Consider the following 21,313-nt stretch of genomic DNA (forward strand, 5'->3'; position numbering starts at 1 on the left):
TTATATCGAAGCCGAACTCCATTCCTTATTGATTTCTGACACACCGAAAACCCAGGTTATCACTCCCGCTACTGACTTCGCCCTTGCCGCGACTCCCTGCTTTGTACCGGATGCAATACTGGTCGCTGCACAGAAACGAACCGCCCCGCTGCACGTATTTCACCGCACCGGGTTCGTCCGGGTCGTAGCTGTCGGTCGGGCCTTTGGGGTTTTCTTTCGGGCTATTCCGGTAGTAATCAGGGCGATACAGATCCTGGCACCATTCCCAGACGTTGCCGTCCATGTCGTATAAACCGTACGGATTGGCGGGAAACGAGCGAACCGGCGCAATTCCCGCAAAACCGTCTTCCTTTGCGTTTTGGTTCGGGAAATTGCCCTGATAAATGTTGGCAATCCACTTGCCACCCGGTTTCAGTTCTTCACCCCAGTAGTATTTCCGGTTGCCTTTGCCGCCCTGCGCGGCAAATTCCCATTCGGCTTCGGTCGGCAGGCGTTTTCCGGCCCACTTGGCATAGGCTGCGGCATCTTCATACGAGACGTGCACAACCGGCTCATTTTCATGCCCCTGAATGGTGCTTTGCGGACCCGCCGGGTGTTTCCAGCTCGCTCCGGCGACATACTGCCACCAGGCCAGCGGGTTTTCCAGTGAAATCTGCTGATTGGGGGGCGTAAAAACCGCCGAGCCCGGCACCAGTTTATCCGCCGGAACGCCCGGGTAATCTTTCGGATTCAAGGGCCGTTCGGCCACGGTTACATACTTGGTAGCTTCCACAAACCGGGCGAATTCGGCATTCGTCACCTCGTGTTTGTCCATCCAGAAACCGTCGACTTTGACGGTATGCAGCGGGCGGGAATCGGGAAATTCATCGGAACCCATCTGAAACGTACCGCCCGGAATCAACACCATATCCTCCGTGCCGGTTTCACCCGAAGCCGTTACCAGTGCCGCCTGCCGGATAGCCCCCGAGCGCGACGGCATGCCTTTCGCGACGCAATGCGCCCCGCTATCGGTTTCGGCGGTTTGCTCGCTGGTCGATTTCGTTTCGGAATTGCAGCTGATCGCCAAAAAGGTAATTACTACTACCATCAATTGCCCCCAACCCCCTAAAGGAGACTTTTTACGACTCAGTAAAGTCCCCTTTAGGGGGTTGGGGGCGAACCACTTACTGCCCGCTTTCCACAATTTTGAGTGCTTCATCGTCCTTGTACTTCCGAATTTGGTCTTTGAGTTTCGTTTTCAGATCGGCGGTCACCGCTTCATATCCTTTAACGCCGTAAATGTTGTGAAGTTCCTGCGGATCTTTTTTCAGATCATACAGCTCCCAAAAATCTTTTGGACCATAAAACCGCACTAGTTTATATTGACCACCGCGCAATCCGAAGTGCGGATAAACGTGGTGCGGCACCGGATATTCGTAATAATGATAATACGCTTCCTGGCGCCAGGGCACTTTTTTACCCGTCAGCAGCGGCAGAAACGATTCGCCCTGAATGTCTTTCGGAATGGCGGTCCCGGTCAGGTTCAGCAAAGTCGGCGCCCAGTCGATATTGGAAATCAGCTCATTAATCTGCGTTCCCGGTTTAATTACACCCGGATACCGAATCACAAACGGCGTTTTCAGCGATTGTTCGTAAATAAACCGCTTATCAAACCAGCCGTGTTCGCCCAGATAAAAACCCTGATCGGACGCATAAACGACCACCGTATTTTTCGCCAGACCGGATTTATCCAGGTAATTAAGCAGTTCGCCAATGTTGCGGTCCAGCGCGTTCGCCGTGGCTAAATAGTCCTTTAAATACCGCTGGTATTTCCACTCGACCAGCGCTTTACCCGTCAGCTTTTTCTCATCAAATTCCTTGCTGATTTTGTTCTCGTAATACTCATAAAACACTTTTTTCTCTTCGGGCGAAAAGCGTTTATAAACCGCATTTTTGACGTAATCGGCGTGTACTTTCAAATCCTCTTTCAGGCGCATCGTTTTATCGATGGTCATGTCCTGATCTTTGGCGGCTTCCCGACCTTCGTAGTTGTCGTAAAATGTTGCAGGGAGCGGAAAATTCACCTTGTCGTACGCGCCCAGATCGCGCAAATCGGGTAGCCATTCGCGGTGCGTGGCTTTGTGGCCCACCACCATAAAGAACGGTTTTGACTTGTCCCGCTGATTGAGCCAATCCAGCGAAAGTTTCGTAATCACGTTGGACACATAACCTGGATACCGAACCGTATCGCGTTTGGAATTGATAAAATCCGGACTGTAATAATGCCCTTGACCCGGCAAGACGTTCAGGTAATCAAAGCCGTTCGGCAGCGTACCGAGGTGCATTTTACCAACCCAGGCGGTTTGGTAACCATTCTTTTTCAATTCTTCCGGGAAAACCGACTGATTGACGGCAAACTTGCCCTCGTTGGCTTTGTAACCGTTCAGGTGGCTGAATTTACCGGTCAGCAAAGTCGCCCGGCTGGGTCCGCAAATCGAATTGGTGACGACGTTGTTGTGCAGAATGGCTCCCTCCCGCGCAATCCGGTCGATGTTCGGCGTTTTGGTCAGCTTGCTGCCGTACGCGCTGATGGCCTGATAAGCGTGGTCGTCGGAGAAAATAAAGATAATGTTGGGCCGGTTGGCCTGCTGAACTTCGGTTTCTTTCGGAGCATAACCCGGAACGACAATCAAAGCTGCCAGGGCCGAGAAGAGGCCTAATATGCAAATTCCAAGGCGTATATTCATGTCAATTACTCGTTGATTGATCGTTAATTGAGCGGTTTTCGGTATCTGGTACCACGGACTGCCAGTCCGTGTGAGATAATTCCGCCCATTAGGTAAAATAAACTCACACGGACTGCCAGTCCGTGGTACCAGATACCGAAAACCGTTTATTGCAATGCTTCGTCCGGCCAGGCTACCGGTTTACCGGTTTTTTTGAACGTCGGCATCTGCGCATTCCAGACCTTCAATTGCTTAGTAAGCAGCGAAGCTAGCTGTTTTACTTTGTCCGGCTGCTCAGGAGCCCGGTTTTTTTGTTCGCCAATATCATCCTTCAGGTTGTAAAGTTCCAGTTCCGAAGTTCGGTGATCGTAGATGAGTTTCCAGTCGCCCTGCCGGATGGCGCTCGCCCAGTGCAGCCGCGGCCCTTCGGCCGCAATCCAGCGATTCGGGTGGTGCCAGACGAGCGTTCGCGCGTTGTCGGTCAAGCCCGGATTTTTCAGCAGCGGTACGAACGATTTTCCGTCGATGGTCTGAACGGTAGACGTTTTTTTTACCCCGGCCAGCTCCAGAATGGTTGGAAAAAAGTCTTCCACAATCAGGTATTGATCCGTCACTCCGCCCGGTGTGACCACGCCCGGCCAGCGCACCAGCATTGGCTCCCGAATGCCACCCTCGTAGACCGAACCTTTGCCCGCCCGCAGCGGCAGGTTGTGCGTGTGTTCGGGACCACCCCGCTGCGGTTTGGTGCTCAGCCCGCCGTTGTCCGACATAAAAATGACCACGGTATTGTTCGCGATCTGGCGGTCGTCCAGGTAGTTGAGCAGATCGCCCAGGCTTTTGTCCATGCCTTCCACGAGCGACGCGTATTTTGCTTCGATGCTGTCCAGACCGGCTTTCAGGTATTTATCCAAAAACCGCTTGTCGGCCATAATCGGCGTGTGGACGGCGTAGTGACCGAAATACAAAAAGAACGGCTGCTTTTTCTGAACCGGCACGTCCAGCGCTTTGATGGCTTCCAGCGTCAGGGCTTCGCTCAGAAAAACGTCCTTGCCATGGTAGGCTTCCAGCCCCGGAACCGCATTGCGACCCGGTTTGCCGTTCGTTGGATGGTCGTAATTTTCGGTGCCCAGATAGCTGCCCGGATGCCCGATTTCATTGCCCGCGATATTCACCCGAAAACCCAGATTTTTGGGGTCCGAGCCCGGAGTTCCCGCCGAACCGAAATGCGCTTTCCCGGTATGAATCGTGTAATAACCGCTCTGGCTCAGCAGCGTCGGCAGGGGCGTTGCGTGAAACGTGTGCTCGATTCCCGCGACCGGACTCAGGCCGTTGATGTTCCAGTCCACGGAGTTCATCGTGGTGTCCGCAAAATCCGTGTTTTTATTCTTGTTCGGTGAAGTCCAGTGCGTAATCCGGCTGTGGGCGGCATTCACTCCGCTCAGCAAGCTCGTGCGGGTGGGCGTACAAACCGGCATCGCGTAGGCATTCGTAAATTTCAGCCCTTCCTTCGCCAGGCGTTCCATGTTGGGCGTCCGATACCGCCGGTTCAGGTCCGTCACCTGTTTCCAGAACGGCACCGACGTATCCTGCCAGCCCATGTCGTCCACCAGAAACACCACGATGTTCGGCGGGGCCGGTTTTTGGGCAACCGAACTACTGATTGCAGCCCATAGAAAGCCCATCAGCATCTGGATTCTCAAAGAAAACTTGTACATACTCTGATAGAATTTATACCACCACATAGAATTTTACAACCACCTTTTACAGCCCGTCCGCCAGGCCAGCCCGAAGGGCTGAACGTTGGATAACCCCGGATGCAATCCGGGGCAGCAACGGATCCATCTGATACCAACCCGGCGGGATTGACTTATATCGATACGGATTACCTGGCTTCTACTGCCCGTCGGCCACACTACTCCCCGTCGGCCACACTACTGCTCGGCCACACTACTCTCCGTCGGCCACACTACTGCCCGTCGGCCACACTACTGCCCGTCGGCCACACTACTGCCCGTCGGCCACACTACTGCCCGTCGGCCACACTACTGCCCGTCGGCCACACTACTGCCCGTCGGCCACACTACTGCCCCGGGTTGCACCCGGGGTTATCCATAGTGAAGTCCTCCGGACTTTTAGGTCGTTTTTATGGCTTTATTTATACCCGTCGTTCTGCTTCAGACTCGGATTGCGGTCGATTTCGCTTTGCGGCAACGGAAACAATACCTGGTAATCAAAAGCAACTTTGCCCCGCGCTTTGGCATATTCGATGAATTTGCCGTGCCGGATCAGGTCCTGCCGACGAAGTTCTTCCGAGAAAAATTCCCAGCCGCGTTCTTTCAGCAAGTGCGCCCGCAAGGCATCTTTGGATGCAAAATCGCCGGTTTTCAAAGCCGTCACGCCCGCCCGCGACCGCACCTGATTGATCAGGTCGATAGCTTCCTGCGTCGGGCCGTTCAGTTCGTTCAACGCTTCGGCGCGGGTCAGCAGGATGTCCGCGTAGCGATACACCGGAAAATCGTTGCCCATTACCTCGCCGGTCGCGCTCAGATCTTCTTTGAACTTGAAACTCCGCACATCGTCGGTGCCGAGCTTGATGATTTTCCCGTTGATATCCTCGTATTCCGTGATGATGGCCTGCCGCCGTTGATCCGCCGGATCGAAGGTATTATAAAAACCGGACAAGGTTTTCAACTGCGTGGCATAATTGGTTTTCGGAGCGGTTTTGAATTTGTAATTCGGGGGAGCTGCGTGGGGCAGGTAGTTGTCGCCCAGACCGGGTTGAGCTAGGCTCGGCCGGATGTAAATGAACTCGGTATTTTTCTCGTTGGCAATGTCGAACAAATCGGTCCGGTTGGCTCCGCTGAACAGTTTATATACCCCCAGATCGACCACTTTCTGGGCGGTTTCGGCAGTTTCCTTCCATTTTTTATTGTTCAGGTAAAACCGGGTCAGCAACGATAAGGCGGCACCCTTGGTTGCCCGGCCGTATTGGGTGGCAACCGTCGGCAGGACGTCGGCCACGGCTTTGAATTCCGTTTCCACGAAGGCAATAAATTCTTCCCTTGTTGGGCGGCTGGGCCGGTCGTCGCTGCTGGTGGTGCTGCTCGTAATCAGCGGAACCGGGCCGAAAAGGTCGTACAAGGTCTGGTAGGCGCTGGCCCGCAAAAACCGGGCTTCGGCCAGAATTTGGGCCTTCCGGGTTTCGTTCATTGAAATGGCTGGCGTCTGATCCAGAATCAGATTCGTCCGGTAGATTGTCCGGTAATGCGTGGTCCAGGCGGTTTCGAAAAACTCGTGCGACGCGTTCCAGGTAAAGTCTTCCAGCGGCTGGGCCAGGCTTCGCAAACCGCCTTCCCGGTCGATCAGCAGATCGGTATTGACCTCGGCCATCAACAGGTAATTCCGAAAACCCCGGCGTTGTTCCACCGAATAGGCCGAATTGAGCAAACCTTCGGCGTCGTCGGCTTTCTGGAAAAAATTGTTAGGCCCGAAAGCGGAATACACTTCTTCTTCGAGCGGATTGGCGCAGCCCGTCAATAGGCCAATGATTGCTAAATAGAATATCTTTTTCATGTTGATTCGATCGTTCGTTTTGTCGGATTTGCCCCTAAATCCCGAGACGTCGGCCCGGCCTAAAAGGGACTTAAAACACCAGGATTCAAAAGTCCCCTTTAGGCCGGGCCGACGTCTCGGGATTTAGGGGCAACCCGTCGATTAAAAAGTCAGATTTAGTCCCACCGTATACGTCCGCGTCAGCGGGTACGCGTTGTAATCCGCCCGAACGTTGGACGTGCCAAACGCGCTCACTTCGGGATCAGAACCGGTGTAGTTCGTGATCGTAAACAGGTTCTGGCCGGTAACGTACACCTGGGCACTACGGATAAACTTCAGCTTTTCCAGCGGCACGTTATACGCTAACTGAATGTTTTTCAGTCGGATAAACGAGGCATCTTCGACGGCCCGGCTGTTGATGTTGGTCGCGTAGGCCACTTTGGGGGCAATTCCGGAGGAGTTGGCGTTGGTCGGATTCGTGGGCGTCCAGCGGTCGGTGTACGACTCCGCCAGACGGTTGCGCCGGAACGAAATCGGATTTTCGGATTCCGTGCGGTTCAGGTTGAAAACGCTGCTGCCCTGCACACCCTGCAAAAAGAACGAAAGCGTCAGCGGACCATAGGCAAAGTCGTTGTTGATCCCGAACGTATAATTCGGGAACGGCGAACCCAGAATGGTGCGGTCGGCGGTTGTGATCTGGCCGTCGCCGTTGACGTCGCGGTAACGGTATTCGCCGGGGTTCGCCAGCGGCTGCGGAGACGATTTGATGTTGTCGCCCAGTTGATACACGCCGTCGATCACATACCCGAAAAACGAGTTCAGCGGTTGGCCTTTCTGAATGATGCTGAAGTCCTTCGAAAAACCGGCTTCGCCCTGCAAAATGTACGGCAGCCCAGCCAGATCGGTCACTTCGTTGCGAATCAGCGAGAAATTGACCGACGACCGCCAGGTCAACGGTTTCTGAATGTTGACGGTATTCAGCGTAATTTCCAGCCCCTGATTTTTCATGCCGCCTACGTTTTTAAAGGTTGTCGAAAAACCGGAAGTGCGCGGAATCGGAAGCTGGAGCAATAAATCCTGGGTATTTTTGTGAAAATAGTCGATCGAGCCGGTCAGGCGGTTTCCGAATAAACCAAAATCCAGTCCTAGATCCAGTTGCGCGGTGGTTTCCCACTTCAGATCGGGGTTCGGCAACTGCGTGGTCGACACACCGACGTACGAAACGCCGTCGAAAATGGCATTCCCCTGCGGCCCCAGCAACACCAGCGATTTGTAACTTCCGATGTCCTGATTCCCGGTCAAACCGTAGCTGCCACGCAGTTTCAGGTCCGACAAAACCGCCACACTTTTCAGGAAATTTTCTTCCTTAACCCGCCAGCCAAGCGCGACCGAGGGGAAAAAGCCAAACTTGTTGTTCTGCCCAAACCGCGACGAACCGTCGGCCCGGAACGAAGCCGTCAGCAAATATTTATCGAGCAGGTTGTAATTGACCCGGCCCAGATACGATTGCAACTGGTTCTGGTTGCGGCCCGAACCCACATCGAAGGTCGAGCGGGCACCAGCCGCTAAATTATTGACGGACAAGGCATCCGACGAGAAATTCTGCGAACCCGCGCCCACGTAGTCGTTCTGAAACTCCTGATAGGTATAACCGCCGAGTACTTCCAGTTTATGGTTTTCGTTGAAGGTTTTGCTGTAACGCGCCGTCAGTTCGACCAGGTAGTTGCTGGCGTTGCTCACCTGGACGTCGGCAATTCCGTTCGTGGCCTGTCCGCGCCGGGTCTGGCGCGAAATGTAACTGTCGCGACGTGCGCTCTGACGGTCGGTTCCGGCGTTGATTTTCACCGATAATTCCGGCAAAATGAAGTATTCGGCGAAGAGGTTGCCGAACGTGCGGTTGGTCTGGGCCACATCGGTTACTTCGTTGGCCAGCGCCACCGGATTTTCGAGGTTCACGATGAGCGTCTGGGCGTAATTGCCGTTAGCGTCCCGAATGGGCAGCGTCGGGTCCTGAAAAATGGCGGTATTGACCACCCCGGCGCTTTCGTTGATGCTGACGCCGTTCGGCACAAAATCGTCTTTTACCAGACTGGTATTCAGGTTCAGGCCAAATTTGAATTTGTCGTCGTTGTAGATCAGGTTCGCCCGACCGATGTATTTTTTGATGCCGGAACTGATAATGACGCCTTTCTGGTCGTAAAAATTCACCGACGCGTAGTAGTTGAACTTGTCCTGCCCGCCCGAAAATGCCAGTTGGTGGTTGCGGGTATAACCGGATCGGTAAATTTCCTTCTGCCAGTTGGTTCCGTCACCAATGGCGGCAATTTGCTCCGAGGTAAACTCCGGTGCCAGCCCCTGGTCTTTTTTCAGATCGTTCAGCAAACCGATGTACTGCTGGGCGTTCAGCATCGGGATGGTTTTGGTCACTTCCTGAAACGAGGTGCTGCCGTTGTAGTTGACTTTCAGTTTCCCTTTCGAGCCTTTTTTCGTGGTCACCAGAATGACGCCGTTGGCCCCGCGTGACCCGTAAATCGCTGTCGCTGAGGCATCTTTCAGGATTTCGATGCTTTCAATATCTGCCGGATTTAGCGCGTTCAGCGGATTGCGAACGGCGCCGTCGGTAATGACCGGCGAGTTGGGCACCACCGGCGAATTGTCGATCGGCAAACCGTCGATCACGTACAGCGGTTCGTTGTTGGCGTTGATGGAGTTAGCACCCCGAATGCGGATCGTGACGCCCCCGCCCGGTTCGGCGCTGGCCTGCGTGACCTGAACCCCGGCTGCCCGGCCCGCAATCAACTGATCGACCGAGGTTTGCACGCCTTTGTTGAACTCCTTCGCATCGAGCGAGCTGACGGCACCGGTCAGGTCACTTTTTTTCTGGGTTCCGTAACCGACCACCACGACCTCGTTCAACTGCCGCGTGTCCACCAGTAACTTAATATTGAGCTGGGTTTTGCTGTTCACCGGTACTTCTTGACGCAGGAATCCGACTCCTGAAAACACCAGAACGGCCTCGCTCCCGGCCTGAAGCTGGTAATTTCCGTCGCTGTCGGTCACGGTTCCCTGCGTGGTATTTTTAATGAGGACATTGATGCCCGGTATGCCGGAACGCTCGTCTTCCGAAGTCACTTTCCCCCGGATCGTTTGCTGGGCATGCGTTCCTAAACTGGTTAGAAGCAGAAAAACCGGCAACAGAAACTTAAGCGTAATCCGCTCGTAGTCAATTTGGTATAAAATTTTCATAGCAGAAAATAAGTTAGTTTTGATTTAAACTCATATTTAATCCACAGATTAACAAGATTAGTAAACACAATAGAGGTTTACTCTCCGGTCCAGGGGAAGAGAGACGGCATTCTATAAAAAATGGAGCAAATGAGGTAGCTTACGAACCGCAACAACAGCAGGCAGAAGTTGCTGCTGGAAGAGACGGCAAATCAGGAATTACAGACCCAACGGCCCGTAGAGAAAGCATACGTAAGTAGGTAGAATTTTTCATGACATCCATTCCAGTAAAGAAACAGAATTTAAATCTTCTTATTCCAGCAATTAAGTGGAGTAACAAAGGAATGGTTAATTTGGGCATAAATCAAAATAATAGTGACAAAGCATTAAAAAGTTAAACAGAAAGACAATAAAGTACAATGAACTTAAAAAGTGCAGCCGAAGTAGCCAGAATAAAGTTATATCGCAGACAGGAACGTCCGCGAACTATTATTTTACCGTGAATAGAACTGAATTTGACGCTATTGTCGTTGGCTCCGGTCCCAATGGACTGGCAGCCGCCATCACCCTGCAACGGGCCGGGCTTTCGGTGTTGGTGCTGGAAGGGAAGACGGAGATTGGGGGCGGTTTGCGTTCAGCGGAGTTGACCTTGCCCGGTTTTATGCACGACACCTGTTCGGCTATTCATCCTCTGGCGGTCAATTCGCCGTTTTTCCGGACGTTGCCACTCAGCGCTCACGGTCTGGAATACATTGAACCGCCCGTTGCCGCTGGCCATCCGTTCGACGACGGTACGGCGGCACTGCTAACCCGGTCGGTGGCGGAAACCGCTCATTCGCTGGGTGCGGATGAAAAAGCGTATCTGAACCTTTTCAAACCGTTAATTGATCAGTGGCCCCGCATCGACGCCGACGTTTTAGGTCCGCTGACCTTTCCGAGCCATCCAATCGATTTTGCCCTTTTCGGGCTTAAAGCCCTGCCCCCGTCGACCTGGCTCGCGCACAGGTTTCAGACCAAACAGGCCAAAGGGTTGCTGGCAGGCATGGCGGCCCATTCGATCCAGCCGCTGACCAATTTCGCGACCTCGGCCATTGCCGTTGTGCTGATGACGGCGGCTCACGTCCGCGGCTGGCCGTTGCCCAAAGGTGGTTCTTACCAGATTGCCAGTGCGTTAGCGTCGTACTTCCGGTCGCTGGGGGGTAAAATAGAAACCGGTTTTTACGTTTCAGACCTCGCCCAGCTTCCTTCTTCCCGGGTGGTTTTGTTTGACATTACTCCCCGACAGCTTTTGCAAATTGCCGGACACCGGTTTTCATCGATTTATCAGTGGCAACTGAACCGGTACCGCTACGGTATGGGCGTTTTCAAAGTGGATTGGGCGCTGGACGGCCCGATTCCGTTTACCGCCGAAGGATGTCGCCGGGCGGGAACGGTTCACCTCGGAAACACGCTGGAAGAAATCGCTGATTCGGAACGACAGGCCACCAACGGTCGCCATCCCGAAAAACCGTATGTTCTGCTGGCGCAACAAAGTCTGTTCGATTCGTCGCGGGCACCGGCGGGCAAACACACGGCCTGGGCGTATTGCCACGTTCCGAACGGTTCGACGGTCGACCGAACAGCCGCCATCGAGCAACAGATTGAGCGGTTTGCTCCCGGTTTTCGCGATCGGATTCTGGCCCGACACACGATGAATACCGCTCAGATTCAGGAGCATAACCCCAACTACATCGGCGGAGATATCAACGGCGGTATCATCGACATCGGCCAGCTTTTTACGCGGCCCGCCCTGCGCTGGTCGCCCTACCGGACTTCCGCTAAAGGGCTATACATCTGCTCATCGTCGACACCACCGGGGGGCGGTGTTCACGGCATGTGCGGTTTTCATGCCGCCCAACGCGCTTTGAAAGATGTTTTTGGCCGGTGATTCAACGCACGAAATGATTACTTCGATTCGCCGGAAAGGGGCACCAGTTTGGCCGATAAGTCCGGCGTTTTCATGTCCGGGTTAAAAGGGAAAATGGGCCGGTTAATCCGTTTATAGGTCAGCCGAAACAGATCCTGATCGACTCCACCGGGTGTCAGGGCCATGATCCAGTCGGCCTGCATGGCGTATAATTCGGGCTCGAGATAGCCGATTTTTACCACGACGATATCGGATTTTCGGGGATTCAGGTTCAGACGGGTAAAATCGATTTCCTTGTGGTACGGTTTCCGTTTCTGCGTTACAATGACGCGGACACTACCTACCTTCACAACTACCTCTACTTCAGCGTCTTTGTCGCCGTAAACGATCGATTCGACCGTGCCTTTCAGCGGAACCGGCGGAGCAAACCGGGCGTCGACAATCGCCCCCGCCGTGCCGTCCACTTTGCCGCCGACACCCGCTGCAATGGCTTTTTTCACCAGACCCGGATCGGGAATGGACGCATAAATCAACGACGGACCATCCGCCCGCTGGAACTCCGGGCGCGCCAGAATCTGCGTGATCGTCCAGGTCACGTCACCGGCCCCGCCCGCCGTTGGATTATCGCCGGTATCGCTGATAAAAAAGGGACGTTTCTGACTGGGAATAGCTTTCGCCAGCACCTCATCGAGCGTGCCGGTCGGGGCCACGAAATCGAACTGTTTCCGGACGTTCCAGAAAGCCTGGGCCAGCTTCTCGGCCGACTGGGTTACTTTCGCTTTATCGTCGCCAACCACCATGACAACGGCGTGATTACGAGGCTCATCCGCCCACGCGTAGCTAATCCACATGCCCGCGTCGACAATCCCCGCGTTGTGGTCGGCAATGGGCGCCACCTGCTGATAAAGGCTCTTTCCCGGTTCGATGCGCGTGCTGGTTTTTTCGCCCGGCAACAGAATCGGAACAGCAATCCAGGCTTTGTAAGCGGGTTTCCCTTTGCCACTTTTAATCCGCTCGATCAGATTGACCACGGCCCGTTCCTTGGTTTGCATGGCATCCTCGTGCGGAGCCAGCCGGTAACAGGTGATCAAATCCGTATTCTGCGCCAGTCGCCAGGACACGCAACCGTGCAAGTCCATCGAAGTGGAAATGAGCGTTTTATAGCCAATCACCTTCCGGATTCGGGCGATAAAATCACCTTCCGGATCGTCGAGTCCTTTGACGCTCATGGCGCCGTGAATATCAAAATACAGCCCATCGTAGGGAGCGTATTTTTTGAGCGAATCCAGCGTTTTGTTGACCAGCGATTCGTAGGCTTCCCGGGTTACGGCCCCGCCGGGCAGCGATTTTCCCACGATTGTCGGAACCCACATCGCCTGTTTACGCAGGGGCGAAACCGGCAACATAAACGGATAGGCATTGAAGACTTCGGGGCCATAGCGGGCGTGAAAGGCTTCTTCCTGTGTAACCGCCGGGGAAAATGTACTCGATTCAATTCCCAAACCCGCAATGGCAATTCGGGGCAATTTTGCTCCATTCGGGTTGGCGGTCGATTGGGCCAATCCACTACCAAGAACCGAAAACCAGGCCGTTAGGGCCAATAGAAGATGTTTCATACCCACAAGTTAATCCATTCACCAGAGCAGGCCAATAGTTTTAGCTTTTTCATGCGGCAGAATCCCGGCCGTCGGTGCCGAAGCCGCTTCTAGCATCAGAAAGCGGGCGTTCAATCATGCCGCTTTTCTTTTTTTAGTAACTTAGTTGTTTGAATAATTGCGACTGACCATGAAAACCGTCTTAACCTTAAACTTTTTACTGCTCAGCATGGCCATTGCCTCCGCGCAGGACAAGTCCGGCATTCCGGTCGAAGCCCGCACGGCGGCTCAATCCGTCAAACCGGAAGCCATTCGCGCCCACATGCGGTTTCTGGCTGACGATGCGATGGAGGGCCGGAAACCGGGAACGCGCGGGTATCGGCTGGCGGCCAATTACGTCATTTCGCAGTTTGAAGCGCTGGGTTTGCAGCCTGCGGGCGAGCAACAAACGTATTTGCAGAAGGTGCCGCTGCGCCAGTGGCGCGTGAATGAAGAAAACAGTTCGCTGACACTCATTGACAAAAAAGGCGAAAAACCGCTCGTTCTCGGAAAGAACTACAACCTGAGTCCGGTTTACGGCAGTGAAAAAAGTGAGGTCACGGCGCCCGTTGTTTTCGTCGGTTTTGGCGTCACGGCGCCCGATCTGAATTACGACGATTACAAGAATGTCGACGTCAAAGGCAAAATTGTGGCGTATTTCAACGGCGCTCCGGCGGCTTTTCCGTCCAACCAGCGGGCCTACCACGGTTCGGCCAAGCTGGAAAATGCGGCTGCCCACGGCGCGGTCGGGGTGATTTCGTTCAGCCTGCCGACCGACGTTCGAAACCGCATGGAAGCCTCGGCCACGCGGGCGCGGCAGGGTACCTACCGCTGGCTCGACAAGGACGGCAAACCGCAGCGGGTTTATCCGGAACTGAAAGCCGTGGTTTCCCTGGGCGATTCAACGGCGCGGGCGGTTTTTGCCGAATCCGGGCATTCGCTGGCGGACGTGATCGCTGCGGCCAACAAGAGCATTCCGCAAACGTTTCCGCTCAATTTCTCGGTGCGGGTCAAAACCGAAACGCGTTCCGGTGGCGACATTGCCGGGTATAATGTCGTCGGTTTGTTGCCCGGTTCGGACCCGGTTTTGAAAAATGAGTACGTCGTTTACGTTTCCCACCTCGATCACCTCGGCGTGGGGCGGCCCGTCAAAGGCGACTCGATTTTTAACGGTGCCCACGACAATGCGTCGGGCGTTGCCATCAACCTCGAAGCGGCCCGGATGTATACCTCGCTGCCCCAGCATCCGAAGCGATCCATTCTGTTTGTGGCCGTAACGGCGGAGGAAATGGGTCTGCTCGGTTCCGATTATTTCGCCAGCAATCCGACGGTTCCGCAGGAGAACATCGTCGCCAATCTGTGCCTGGATATGCCTTTTTTCTTCCATCAACTGGTGGACATTGTGCCCTACGGCTCCGAGCATTCGAGCATGGCGAAAGAGGTCAATACGGTGGCGAATTACCTGGGTGTGAAGGTTGCCAAAGACCCGATTCCGGAGCAGGTGGTGTTTATGCGCAGCGACCATTTCAGCTTTGTCCGGCACGGTATTCCGGCCATTTACATCAAAAGCGGCACGCAAACCGGCAATCCGGAACTCGACGGGTTGAAGCTGAACCTCGACTGGCGGGCCACGATCTACCACTCACCCCAGGATGAAATCAACCAGCCGTTCGATTTCAACGCGGCCGCCAGACACGCCCAGCTCCAGTTCCTGATCGGATACCTGACCGCCCAGAATCCGAACCGCCCCACCTGGAATCCGGGCGATTTCTTCGGGAATAAGTTTGGGAGAAAACCGCAGACGGATAGCGGAAAGTAGCGATCAAAAGACGGTTTTGCTGAACTTTAAAATTCTCTCATTCGAATCTGCCCCAACCGAGAGACGTCGGCCCGGTGGCGCAGGCTGCCAGTACAACAGCGCGACTGCCTGCGCCGGTCGGAATATGACCGTCTTCTGGTGTTTGCGCAGGAACACGCGGGCCAATGATCAGGATTTGGTAATTACTTCCAAAACCCGCTCCATTCGTTCCGTAACGGTTGTATCACCTTCAATGGTCAACACCGGGCAGGTTACTTTCCGGAGCCAGTTCAGGTGCGAGCTTAACGTGCGTCCCTGAGCCGTATCGTTGTCGTAACCGGCGGCCCATTCAATGAATTCTTCGTAGGTTTTTCGCCGTTCGCCGTCCGTCAGAATGACGTCACCGAAGCGTTCAAACTCCCTTTTGCGCAATCGCTCGATGCGGATCTCCGGCGGAATCCGGAGGAACACCACCAGATCGAAGCGGTTTTCCCAGCCATCACCCCAATTGCTGACGGAGCCACCTAAAATACAATCGGGATGACCGGCCAGTGCTGCTTTACACAGGCGGTTTCGTTCGTCAGGATGGCGTCGGTTCTGGTAAGGTGGTTCCGTTTTGATCCAGAAAAAATCGTCGCTGTCAAAATAGGGGATAGCCAGTTTTTGGGCTAACTGACGGCCAAAGGTGGTCGATCCCGCACCGGAAGCGCCCATAATGTGAATGCGCATGCTTTATTGATCCAGGTATCGTTTCAGTTCCGAGTTGGTTCGGATGCCCAGTTGTCCGGCCTGCGATTCGCGCATCATCAGCGCGTAGGTGTTGTTGAAACCCAGCGGTTTTTGCCAGCTGAGTTGATACTGCCGCCGAAATTCGGTACTGACATAGTCATAAACTGCTTTTGTGTCCACTTGCAGCGAATCGGAAACGGCCAGGGGCGGCTGCAAAATCACGAGTAAACCGGTGCCGGTGTATTCGGGATACAGGTCGATGCTCCCGGCATTCAGCGCGTCGAAGCAGATTTTGGTGCCGCCCAGACCGGTTTTGGTAACCACCGCTAAGGCCGTCCGGTTTTCCACCAGTTGCCGCAGAATTTCGACCAGAATGTATTGTTCCGTAAAAATCATGGCGCCCACCACCAGCTTGCCCTGCCGCTTGCCGACGTACGGTTTCTGCAGCAAACCAGTCTGGTTCAGAAACTCCCGGGCGACGGCTTCGGGCGACTTGTGCAAATAATCGACCTGGTAATTCAGCTCGGTCATCGACGAATCCGACAGTTGTCCGGCGAGCAGATCCAGCGTCGGCTGAAGCTCCGGGTATTTTTTCAAACTGGCTTCGCGAACCACAAACGCGGCCTGATAAGGTGGAAAGGCGTGTTTATCGTCGGCCAGCGTCCGGAGGTTAAAGGCTTTAATGCGCCCGTCGGTTGAATAGCCGCTGATGATGTCAACGAGATCAGTATGAACCGCTTCGTACATCAGATTCTGGTCGATCAGCCGCGCGGCCAGGTGCAGGTCATACGTGCGGATCAGGGCCGGATAGCCGTCGGCGCGGCCGTAAAACTCGTGGGCAAAACCGGCGTGCAAACGGGGCTGACCGCCCGCCGGATACCAGTAAAACGACGATAAAACCGGGGCCAGCAGGAAAAATACAATCATCACCCGATACCGCCACAAGCCGCGCAGGTTCTGCAAACGCGCCAGTCCGGCATCGAACAGAATGGCCAGCAGGGCCGACGGAATCGTTCCGGCCAGAATCATATTCGTGTTGTTGAGCGCAATACCGCCGAAAATAAACTCGCCCAGACCGCCAGCTGCCAGGTAAGCCGCCAGCGTGGCCACGCCCACATTGATCACGGTGGCCGTGCGGATTCCGGCGAAAATAACTGGCAGCGCCAGCGGCAATTCGAGCCGGAACAGTATCTGCCAGCGGGTCAGGCCCATGCCCCGGGCGGCTTCTTTCAGCGCCGGACTCACTTCCCGAATGCCGACGTACGTGTTTTGAACAATGGGCAGCAGCGCATACAGAAACAGGGCCACAATGGCCGGTCCCGGCCCAATGCCCAGCAGCGGAATCATGAACCCCAGCAGCGCAATGCTCGGAATGGTTTGCAGCACGCCCACCGATCCGAGCGTAAAACCGACCAGCCGGGGCCGGAAGGAGATCAGGATGCCCAGCGGAATGCCAATCACCAGCGCGACGCACAACGACAGAAACGTCAGCCCGATGTGCGTCAGGGTTTGTTCGGCCAGTTTATCGGCGTGTTCAACGATGAATTTGAAAAACTCCTGCACGGCAGCTGCGGTTTAGACGGTTTGTTTCTGGAGTAATTGCCCCAACGCGGGCCAGATCGTTGCCGATTGGACGGCGACAAAATGCTGACCGGTTTTAAAAGCGATGGCTTCGGGGCCGGACAGTTCATTCAGCGCATCGGCGAGCTGAGTCTGGGCCGGAAATAGCCGGGCTTCCGGTGGCGGAGCGGTTTCGTTGGGCAGATACGGCGCTAAATCCTGCAGCGAAAAGACGTGCAACTGCAGCGACAGCCATTGGTCGGCGAAAAAATTGCGCACGAAGTCATTGACTGGCTGCAAAAGCAGTTCTTTGGGTGTACCGATCTGCTGAATGCGTCCGCCGTCCATCAGGGCCACGCGGTCGCCGAGTTCAAACGCTTCCCGAATGTCGTGCGTCACCAGAACGATGGTTTTCTGGCGGAGTTCTTCCAGATTTTTGAATTCCCGTCGAATGGCGCTCCGTGTCACGGGATCGAGCGCGCCCAGCGGTTCGTCCATCAGCAGAATCGACGGTTGCGCGGCCAGCGCCCGGGCGAGTCCGACCCGCTGCCGTTGCCCTCCGCTCAGCTGATTGGGATAAACATTCAGATACGTTTCGGGCAAGCGGAGCATGGCCAGCAGTTCGCGGATGCGGTTTTGAATCCGCCGTTCGTCCCACTCCAGCAGCCGGGGCACCAGCGCGATGTTTTCGCCGATGGTATAATGCGGAAATAAACCGGTTTCCTGAATCACGTAGCCGATTTCCCGGCGCAGTTCGTGCAGCTTTCGCTCGCGGCTGTCACGGCCGTTGATCTGAATCGTTCCGGACGTCGGCTCGATCAGCCGGTTGATCATTTTCAGGGTGGTGGTTTTGCCGGAACCGCTGGTCCCCAGCAGCACCAGCGTTTCCCGTTGCCCCACCTCAAAAGAGACGTCATCGACGGCCAGGTGAGTTGGATACTGCTTGGTTAGCTGACGAACCGCAATCATAGGTATATAAATAGTTGAACGGTTTTTAGTATATGGTTTATAGTTTTAATTACCCATTGATTAAGACCTAACTAAGTGCCATCGGCACGATATGTTTGTAGCCATTATGGTCGCTCAATTTCTCCGCGTGCCTTTAGGTACGCAACGATTGTCACAGGTTGCGTACCTAAAGGCACGCGAGTCCTGGATCCTAAATGGATAATTTTCTACAAACGTTTGACCGCTAAGCGGCCAATAATCTCATGGTTAATCGATTATGTATTAAATGTTTCGTTAACTCGAAATCCATTTTTTACAAATCCCGGTTTTATTCCGTGATTTCCCGAATCACGCGGCAGGGATTTCCGGCGGCAAAGACATTGGCGGGAATATCGCGCGTTACGACGCTGCCCGCTCCGATGGTGGTGTTGTCGCCGATGGTCACACCCGGGCACACGACAACGTTGCCGGCCAGCCAAACGTTGTTGCCAATCGTGATCGGTTTCGCAATATCGGACCCTTTCTGAATCCGGTGACTGGCCAGCAGCGGATGACTCGCAGCATACAGACTCACGTTGGGGCCGATCAGGACATTGTTGCCAATCGTAACCGGGCAGTAATCCAGGATGGTGCAGTTGTAGTTGATAAAAACCGTATCGCCCAGGTGAATGTAATCGCCATAATCGCAGTAAAAAGGCGGTTGCACATCCGGATTTTTGCCCACCGATCCAAGCAAAGTGCCCAGAATTTCCTCCCGAAGCGGTTGTTCGCTGTTCAGCGTCTGGTTATACCGCATGAATAGCTCCCGGGCGCGGGCGCGCATGGCCAGCAACTCGGGGTCGTTGGCCCAGTACCACTCGCCGGCCAGCATTTTTTCGCGTTCGGTCATACGTTGGTTTAGGTAGAAATACCGTCACAAATCAAGCCAATATCATACGATTTTCCGCACAAATTATCCTGTCCCTGAAAAAGATAGCGAGCGGTTCTTTCTCCTCCGGGTAAAAAGTGCAACGAATGCCCCCAGGCAAAAACCGATCGCTCAATTTAACCCGCCAAAATGGACTTTTTATCCTTTTTCAGAACGGGTTTCTTTATCTTGAAGAAACTAATGTCAGTATGGTTTCCGCTACTTCCGTTAGCAAAGCTTTCCTGCTCCTTCTGGTGGGCCTGCTCCTGGTAAGTCCACTTCTGGCCCAGCGGCTGGTTTATCCGTTTGGCTCGACGCAACAGGTTGACCTGCCTGCCGCGCAAACCCCATCGCAGCAAACCACCGAACACCGGTTTGTTGTGATAAACCCCGGTTCGCAACCCGCGCCCGTAGTGATCGAGGTTGGGGACTTTGCCGACTCGATCCGGCTGTATCAGGAACGGGGTAATGCGCTGATCTTACTTGATTATACGGGTCAATTGACCGCGACCCGCCCCCCGCCGGATCGAGTGATGCCTTACCTGCGCGACAAAAATCTGGTTTTGTTTACCCTGGAACCGGGGCAATCGGCGGCATACCGACTCCAGATTTTGAACAGGACGCGGGTATACGCCCGATCGTTTCCGGTCCGGCTATTCACCCCGGCGGCTTATAAGGCCAAAGAAGCGCTCTGGCTCTACGAATCCAAATACCGAAATCGCTCGGGTGAAACGTTTTTCTGGGGCATTATCCTGATGATGTTTCTCTTCACCAGCGCCCAATTCTTCCTGCTGCGTGAGCGGATGTATCTGTATTATGCCCTCTATCTATTGCTGGTGTTAGTCCGGTTGCTGATGCTCGACGGGTTCATCGTCGTTGACACCTGGCCGGTTTTTCGGGAGATCGGCTTTACCGGACGTGCCTCATTAACCATGTTTTTCTGGTCTTTATCGGCCTATACGCTTTTTGTGCGATCTTACGTGCAACTGGACACCCGTGCACCCCATCTAAACCGGATTTTTTACTGGATGGGCTGGATTTTGTTCGGCCTGGGCGCTTTCGACCTCTTCATTACCATCAAGCGACTGCTGAGTCCATTCCTGATTGTTACCTACAGTTTCCTCGAAGTCAGCCTGATGGTTTTCGGTCTGTTTACGCTCTGGGTCTTGTGGCGTTTTTACGACGCGACGATTAAATACCTATTTTGGGGAATGGTTTTTTTCCTCACCGGCGGGCTGATCAGTTTTATCAATCAGCAGGTGTTTTATGACGTGCCCGGTCAGGATTTCCGGGAAGTTCTGATCTGGGCCACCAGCTACATTGCCGAGTTGCTGGCTTTCTCGATCGGTCTGGCGAAACGGCAACAACTGGCGATGCAGGAAAAATTGCAGACGCAGACGGCACTGGTCGAACAACTGAAGGAAAATCAGCGTAAACAAGATCAATTACTTCAGATCCGAGGCGAAATCGCCCGCGATCTGCACGACGAACTCGGTTCCGAACTAAGCGGGATCAGCATCCTGAGCCAGGTGGCGATTGGGCGGCTGGCGCACCAACCCGCGCTGGCCCAAACCGCCCTGACGACCATCGGCGAAACCGCCCGGCACATTATGGAGCGGATGCGCGACATTGTCTGGAGTTTGACGCTCCATCAAACCAAAACGGACCCTGCCGCGAATCGTCTGCAAAATATTGCCGACAGTCTTTTTGAGCATACCGGCATCCGTCCGGTACTGGAAATTTCCACCCATCACCTCTCGCTCCTGCCACCGGATCAATGGCGGAACCTGTCATTGCTTTACAGGGAAGCCCTGTATAACGTTGTTAAACACGCCCGGGCGACGGAAGTCACCATCCGGCTGGTAGTCGAAGACGCCCATACCCTTTGCCTGACCATCCACGACAATGGCATCGGTTTTTCGCCCAATGCGCTATCGATGGGTACGGGGCTACAGAATCAGCAACACCGGGCGGCTGCGCTGGACGGGACCGTACAAATCGATTCGAAACCGGGCCAGGGCACCCGCGTAATCCTGCGGTTTCCGGTTCCGTCTACCAGCCGGGTAGAAACGCAAATGCCTCACCCTTATGCCGATTCGAGCTTATAAGTACCTCCGGCTGGAATTTCAGAAGCTGGACGATATCGAAACCGCCGAAATCCGGAATAATAACAAGCTGGTGCAAAATCCGGGGTATTGAAAATGGAAAGTGCCCCAACCTCCGCGTGATGCCCCCAACCCCCTGAAGGGGGCTTAGCTCCGCCAGCTTTAAAAGCCCCCTTCAGGGGGTTGGGGGCATCACGCGGGTAAAACCGGTTAAAATTCAAATTTATGGGTATATTCGGCGACC

13 protein-coding genes are annotated in these 21,313 nt (G+C 54.4%); 3 read left to right on the forward strand and 10 right to left on the reverse strand.

What is annotated here, in order from left to right; translation table 11 throughout:
- Positions 1-25 precede the first annotated feature (25 nt).
- The 5 genes from GJJ30_RS18535 to GJJ30_RS18555 form a co-directional block, all read right to left on the reverse strand.
- Positions 26-1,198, reverse strand: coding sequence for a formylglycine-generating enzyme family protein (locus tag GJJ30_RS18535; protein WP_438821606.1), 1,173 nt, complete (start codon positions 1,196-1,198; stop codon positions 26-28).
- A complete protein-coding gene (locus GJJ30_RS18540; protein WP_154176680.1) occupies positions 1,164-2,726 on the reverse strand; it encodes a sulfatase family protein in 1,563 nt (520 codons plus the stop codon). The genes GJJ30_RS18535 and GJJ30_RS18540 overlap by 35 nt, the downstream gene beginning before the upstream one ends.
- Positions 2,727-2,872: 146 nt before the next feature.
- A complete protein-coding gene (locus GJJ30_RS18545) occupies positions 2,873-4,420 on the reverse strand; it encodes a sulfatase (RefSeq protein ID WP_154176681.1) in 1,548 nt (515 codons plus the stop codon).
- A 436-nt stretch (positions 4,421-4,856) separates the two neighbouring features.
- Positions 4,857-6,278: a RagB/SusD family nutrient uptake outer membrane protein gene (locus tag GJJ30_RS18550; protein WP_154176682.1), complete on the reverse strand. Its 1,422-nt coding sequence runs from the start codon at positions 6,276-6,278 to the stop codon at positions 4,857-4,859.
- Between the two features lie 141 nt (positions 6,279-6,419).
- Positions 6,420-9,503, reverse strand: coding sequence for a SusC/RagA family TonB-linked outer membrane protein (locus GJJ30_RS18555; protein WP_154176683.1), 3,084 nt, complete (start codon positions 9,501-9,503; stop codon positions 6,420-6,422).
- A 478-nt stretch (positions 9,504-9,981) separates the two neighbouring features.
- On the opposite strand from GJJ30_RS18555, the gene GJJ30_RS18560 reads away from it, so the two are divergent.
- Complete coding sequence (locus GJJ30_RS18560) at positions 9,982-11,409, forward strand: phytoene desaturase family protein (protein ID WP_310588330.1); 1,428 nt, start codon at positions 9,982-9,984, stop codon at positions 11,407-11,409.
- Between the two features lie 17 nt (positions 11,410-11,426).
- Here the strand turns inward: GJJ30_RS18560 and GJJ30_RS18565 are convergent, their stop codons facing one another.
- Positions 11,427-13,004, reverse strand: coding sequence for a M81 family metallopeptidase (locus GJJ30_RS18565; RefSeq protein ID WP_154176684.1), 1,578 nt, complete (start codon positions 13,002-13,004; stop codon positions 11,427-11,429).
- A gap of 169 nt (positions 13,005-13,173) precedes the next feature.
- Here GJJ30_RS18565 and GJJ30_RS18570 point away from each other — a divergent pair, with 169 nt between their 5' ends.
- The gene (locus GJJ30_RS18570) at positions 13,174-14,841 is read left to right on the forward strand and encodes a M28 family metallopeptidase (RefSeq protein ID WP_154176685.1); all 1,668 of its coding nucleotides are present in this window, start codon (positions 13,174-13,176) and stop codon (positions 14,839-14,841) included.
- A 168-nt stretch (positions 14,842-15,009) separates the two neighbouring features.
- Here the strand turns inward: GJJ30_RS18570 and GJJ30_RS18575 are convergent, their stop codons facing one another.
- From GJJ30_RS18575 to GJJ30_RS18590, 4 genes are all read right to left on the reverse strand, one after another.
- Positions 15,010-15,549 (reverse strand): AAA family ATPase, encoded by a 540-nt coding sequence (locus GJJ30_RS18575; protein WP_154176686.1) that lies wholly within the window; start codon positions 15,547-15,549, stop codon positions 15,010-15,012.
- 3 nt (positions 15,550-15,552) lie between these two features.
- Positions 15,553-17,112 (reverse strand): ABC transporter permease/substrate-binding protein, encoded by a 1,560-nt coding sequence (locus tag GJJ30_RS18580; protein ID WP_310588331.1) that lies wholly within the window; start codon positions 17,110-17,112, stop codon positions 15,553-15,555.
- 12 nt (positions 17,113-17,124) lie between these two features.
- On the reverse strand, positions 17,125-18,078 hold the full coding sequence (locus tag GJJ30_RS18585) for an ABC transporter ATP-binding protein (protein ID WP_154176687.1): 954 nt from the start codon (positions 18,076-18,078) through the stop codon (positions 17,125-17,127).
- Positions 18,079-18,385: 307 nt separating this feature from the next.
- Entirely contained in the window at positions 18,386-18,946 is a 561-nt protein-coding gene (locus GJJ30_RS18590; protein ID WP_154176688.1) for a sugar O-acetyltransferase, read from the reverse strand.
- Positions 18,947-19,173: 227 nt separating this feature from the next.
- Between GJJ30_RS18590 and GJJ30_RS18595 the strand changes: the two genes are divergently transcribed.
- Entirely contained in the window at positions 19,174-21,072 is a 1,899-nt protein-coding gene (locus GJJ30_RS18595) for a sensor histidine kinase (RefSeq protein WP_170299228.1), read from the forward strand.
- Positions 21,073-21,313 lie beyond the last annotated feature (241 nt).

The sequence above is a fragment of the Larkinella terrae genome (assembly GCF_009668025.1).
Lineage (GTDB): Bacteria > Bacteroidota > Bacteroidia > Cytophagales > Spirosomataceae > Larkinella > Larkinella terrae.

Coding starts and splice junctions, on each gene's coding strand:
- GJJ30_RS18535 (WP_438821606.1), bottom strand. CDS start 1,198: ATGAAGCACTCAAAATTGTGGAAAGCGGGCAGTAAGTGGTTCGCCCCC.
- GJJ30_RS18540 (WP_154176680.1), bottom strand. CDS start 2,726: ATGAATATACGCCTTGGAATTTGCATATTAGGCCTCTTCTCGGCCCTG.
- GJJ30_RS18545 (WP_154176681.1), bottom strand. CDS start 4,420: ATGTACAAGTTTTCTTTGAGAATCCAGATGCTGATGGGCTTTCTATGG.
- GJJ30_RS18550 (WP_154176682.1), bottom strand. CDS start 6,278: ATGAAAAAGATATTCTATTTAGCAATCATTGGCCTATTGACGGGCTGC.
- GJJ30_RS18555 (WP_154176683.1), bottom strand. CDS start 9,503: ATGAAAATTTTATACCAAATTGACTACGAGCGGATTACGCTTAAGTTT.
- GJJ30_RS18565 (WP_154176684.1), bottom strand. CDS start 13,004: ATGAAACATCTTCTATTGGCCCTAACGGCCTGGTTTTCGGTTCTTGGT.
- GJJ30_RS18570 (WP_154176685.1), top strand. CDS start 13,174: ATGAAAACCGTCTTAACCTTAAACTTTTTACTGCTCAGCATGGCCATT.
- GJJ30_RS18575 (WP_154176686.1), bottom strand. CDS start 15,549: ATGCGCATTCACATTATGGGCGCTTCCGGTGCGGGATCGACCACCTTT.
- GJJ30_RS18585 (WP_154176687.1), bottom strand. CDS start 18,078: ATGATTGCGGTTCGTCAGCTAACCAAGCAGTATCCAACTCACCTGGCC.
- GJJ30_RS18590 (WP_154176688.1), bottom strand. CDS start 18,946: ATGACCGAACGCGAAAAAATGCTGGCCGGCGAGTGGTACTGGGCCAAC.
- GJJ30_RS18595 (WP_170299228.1), top strand. CDS start 19,174: ATGGTTTCCGCTACTTCCGTTAGCAAAGCTTTCCTGCTCCTTCTGGTG.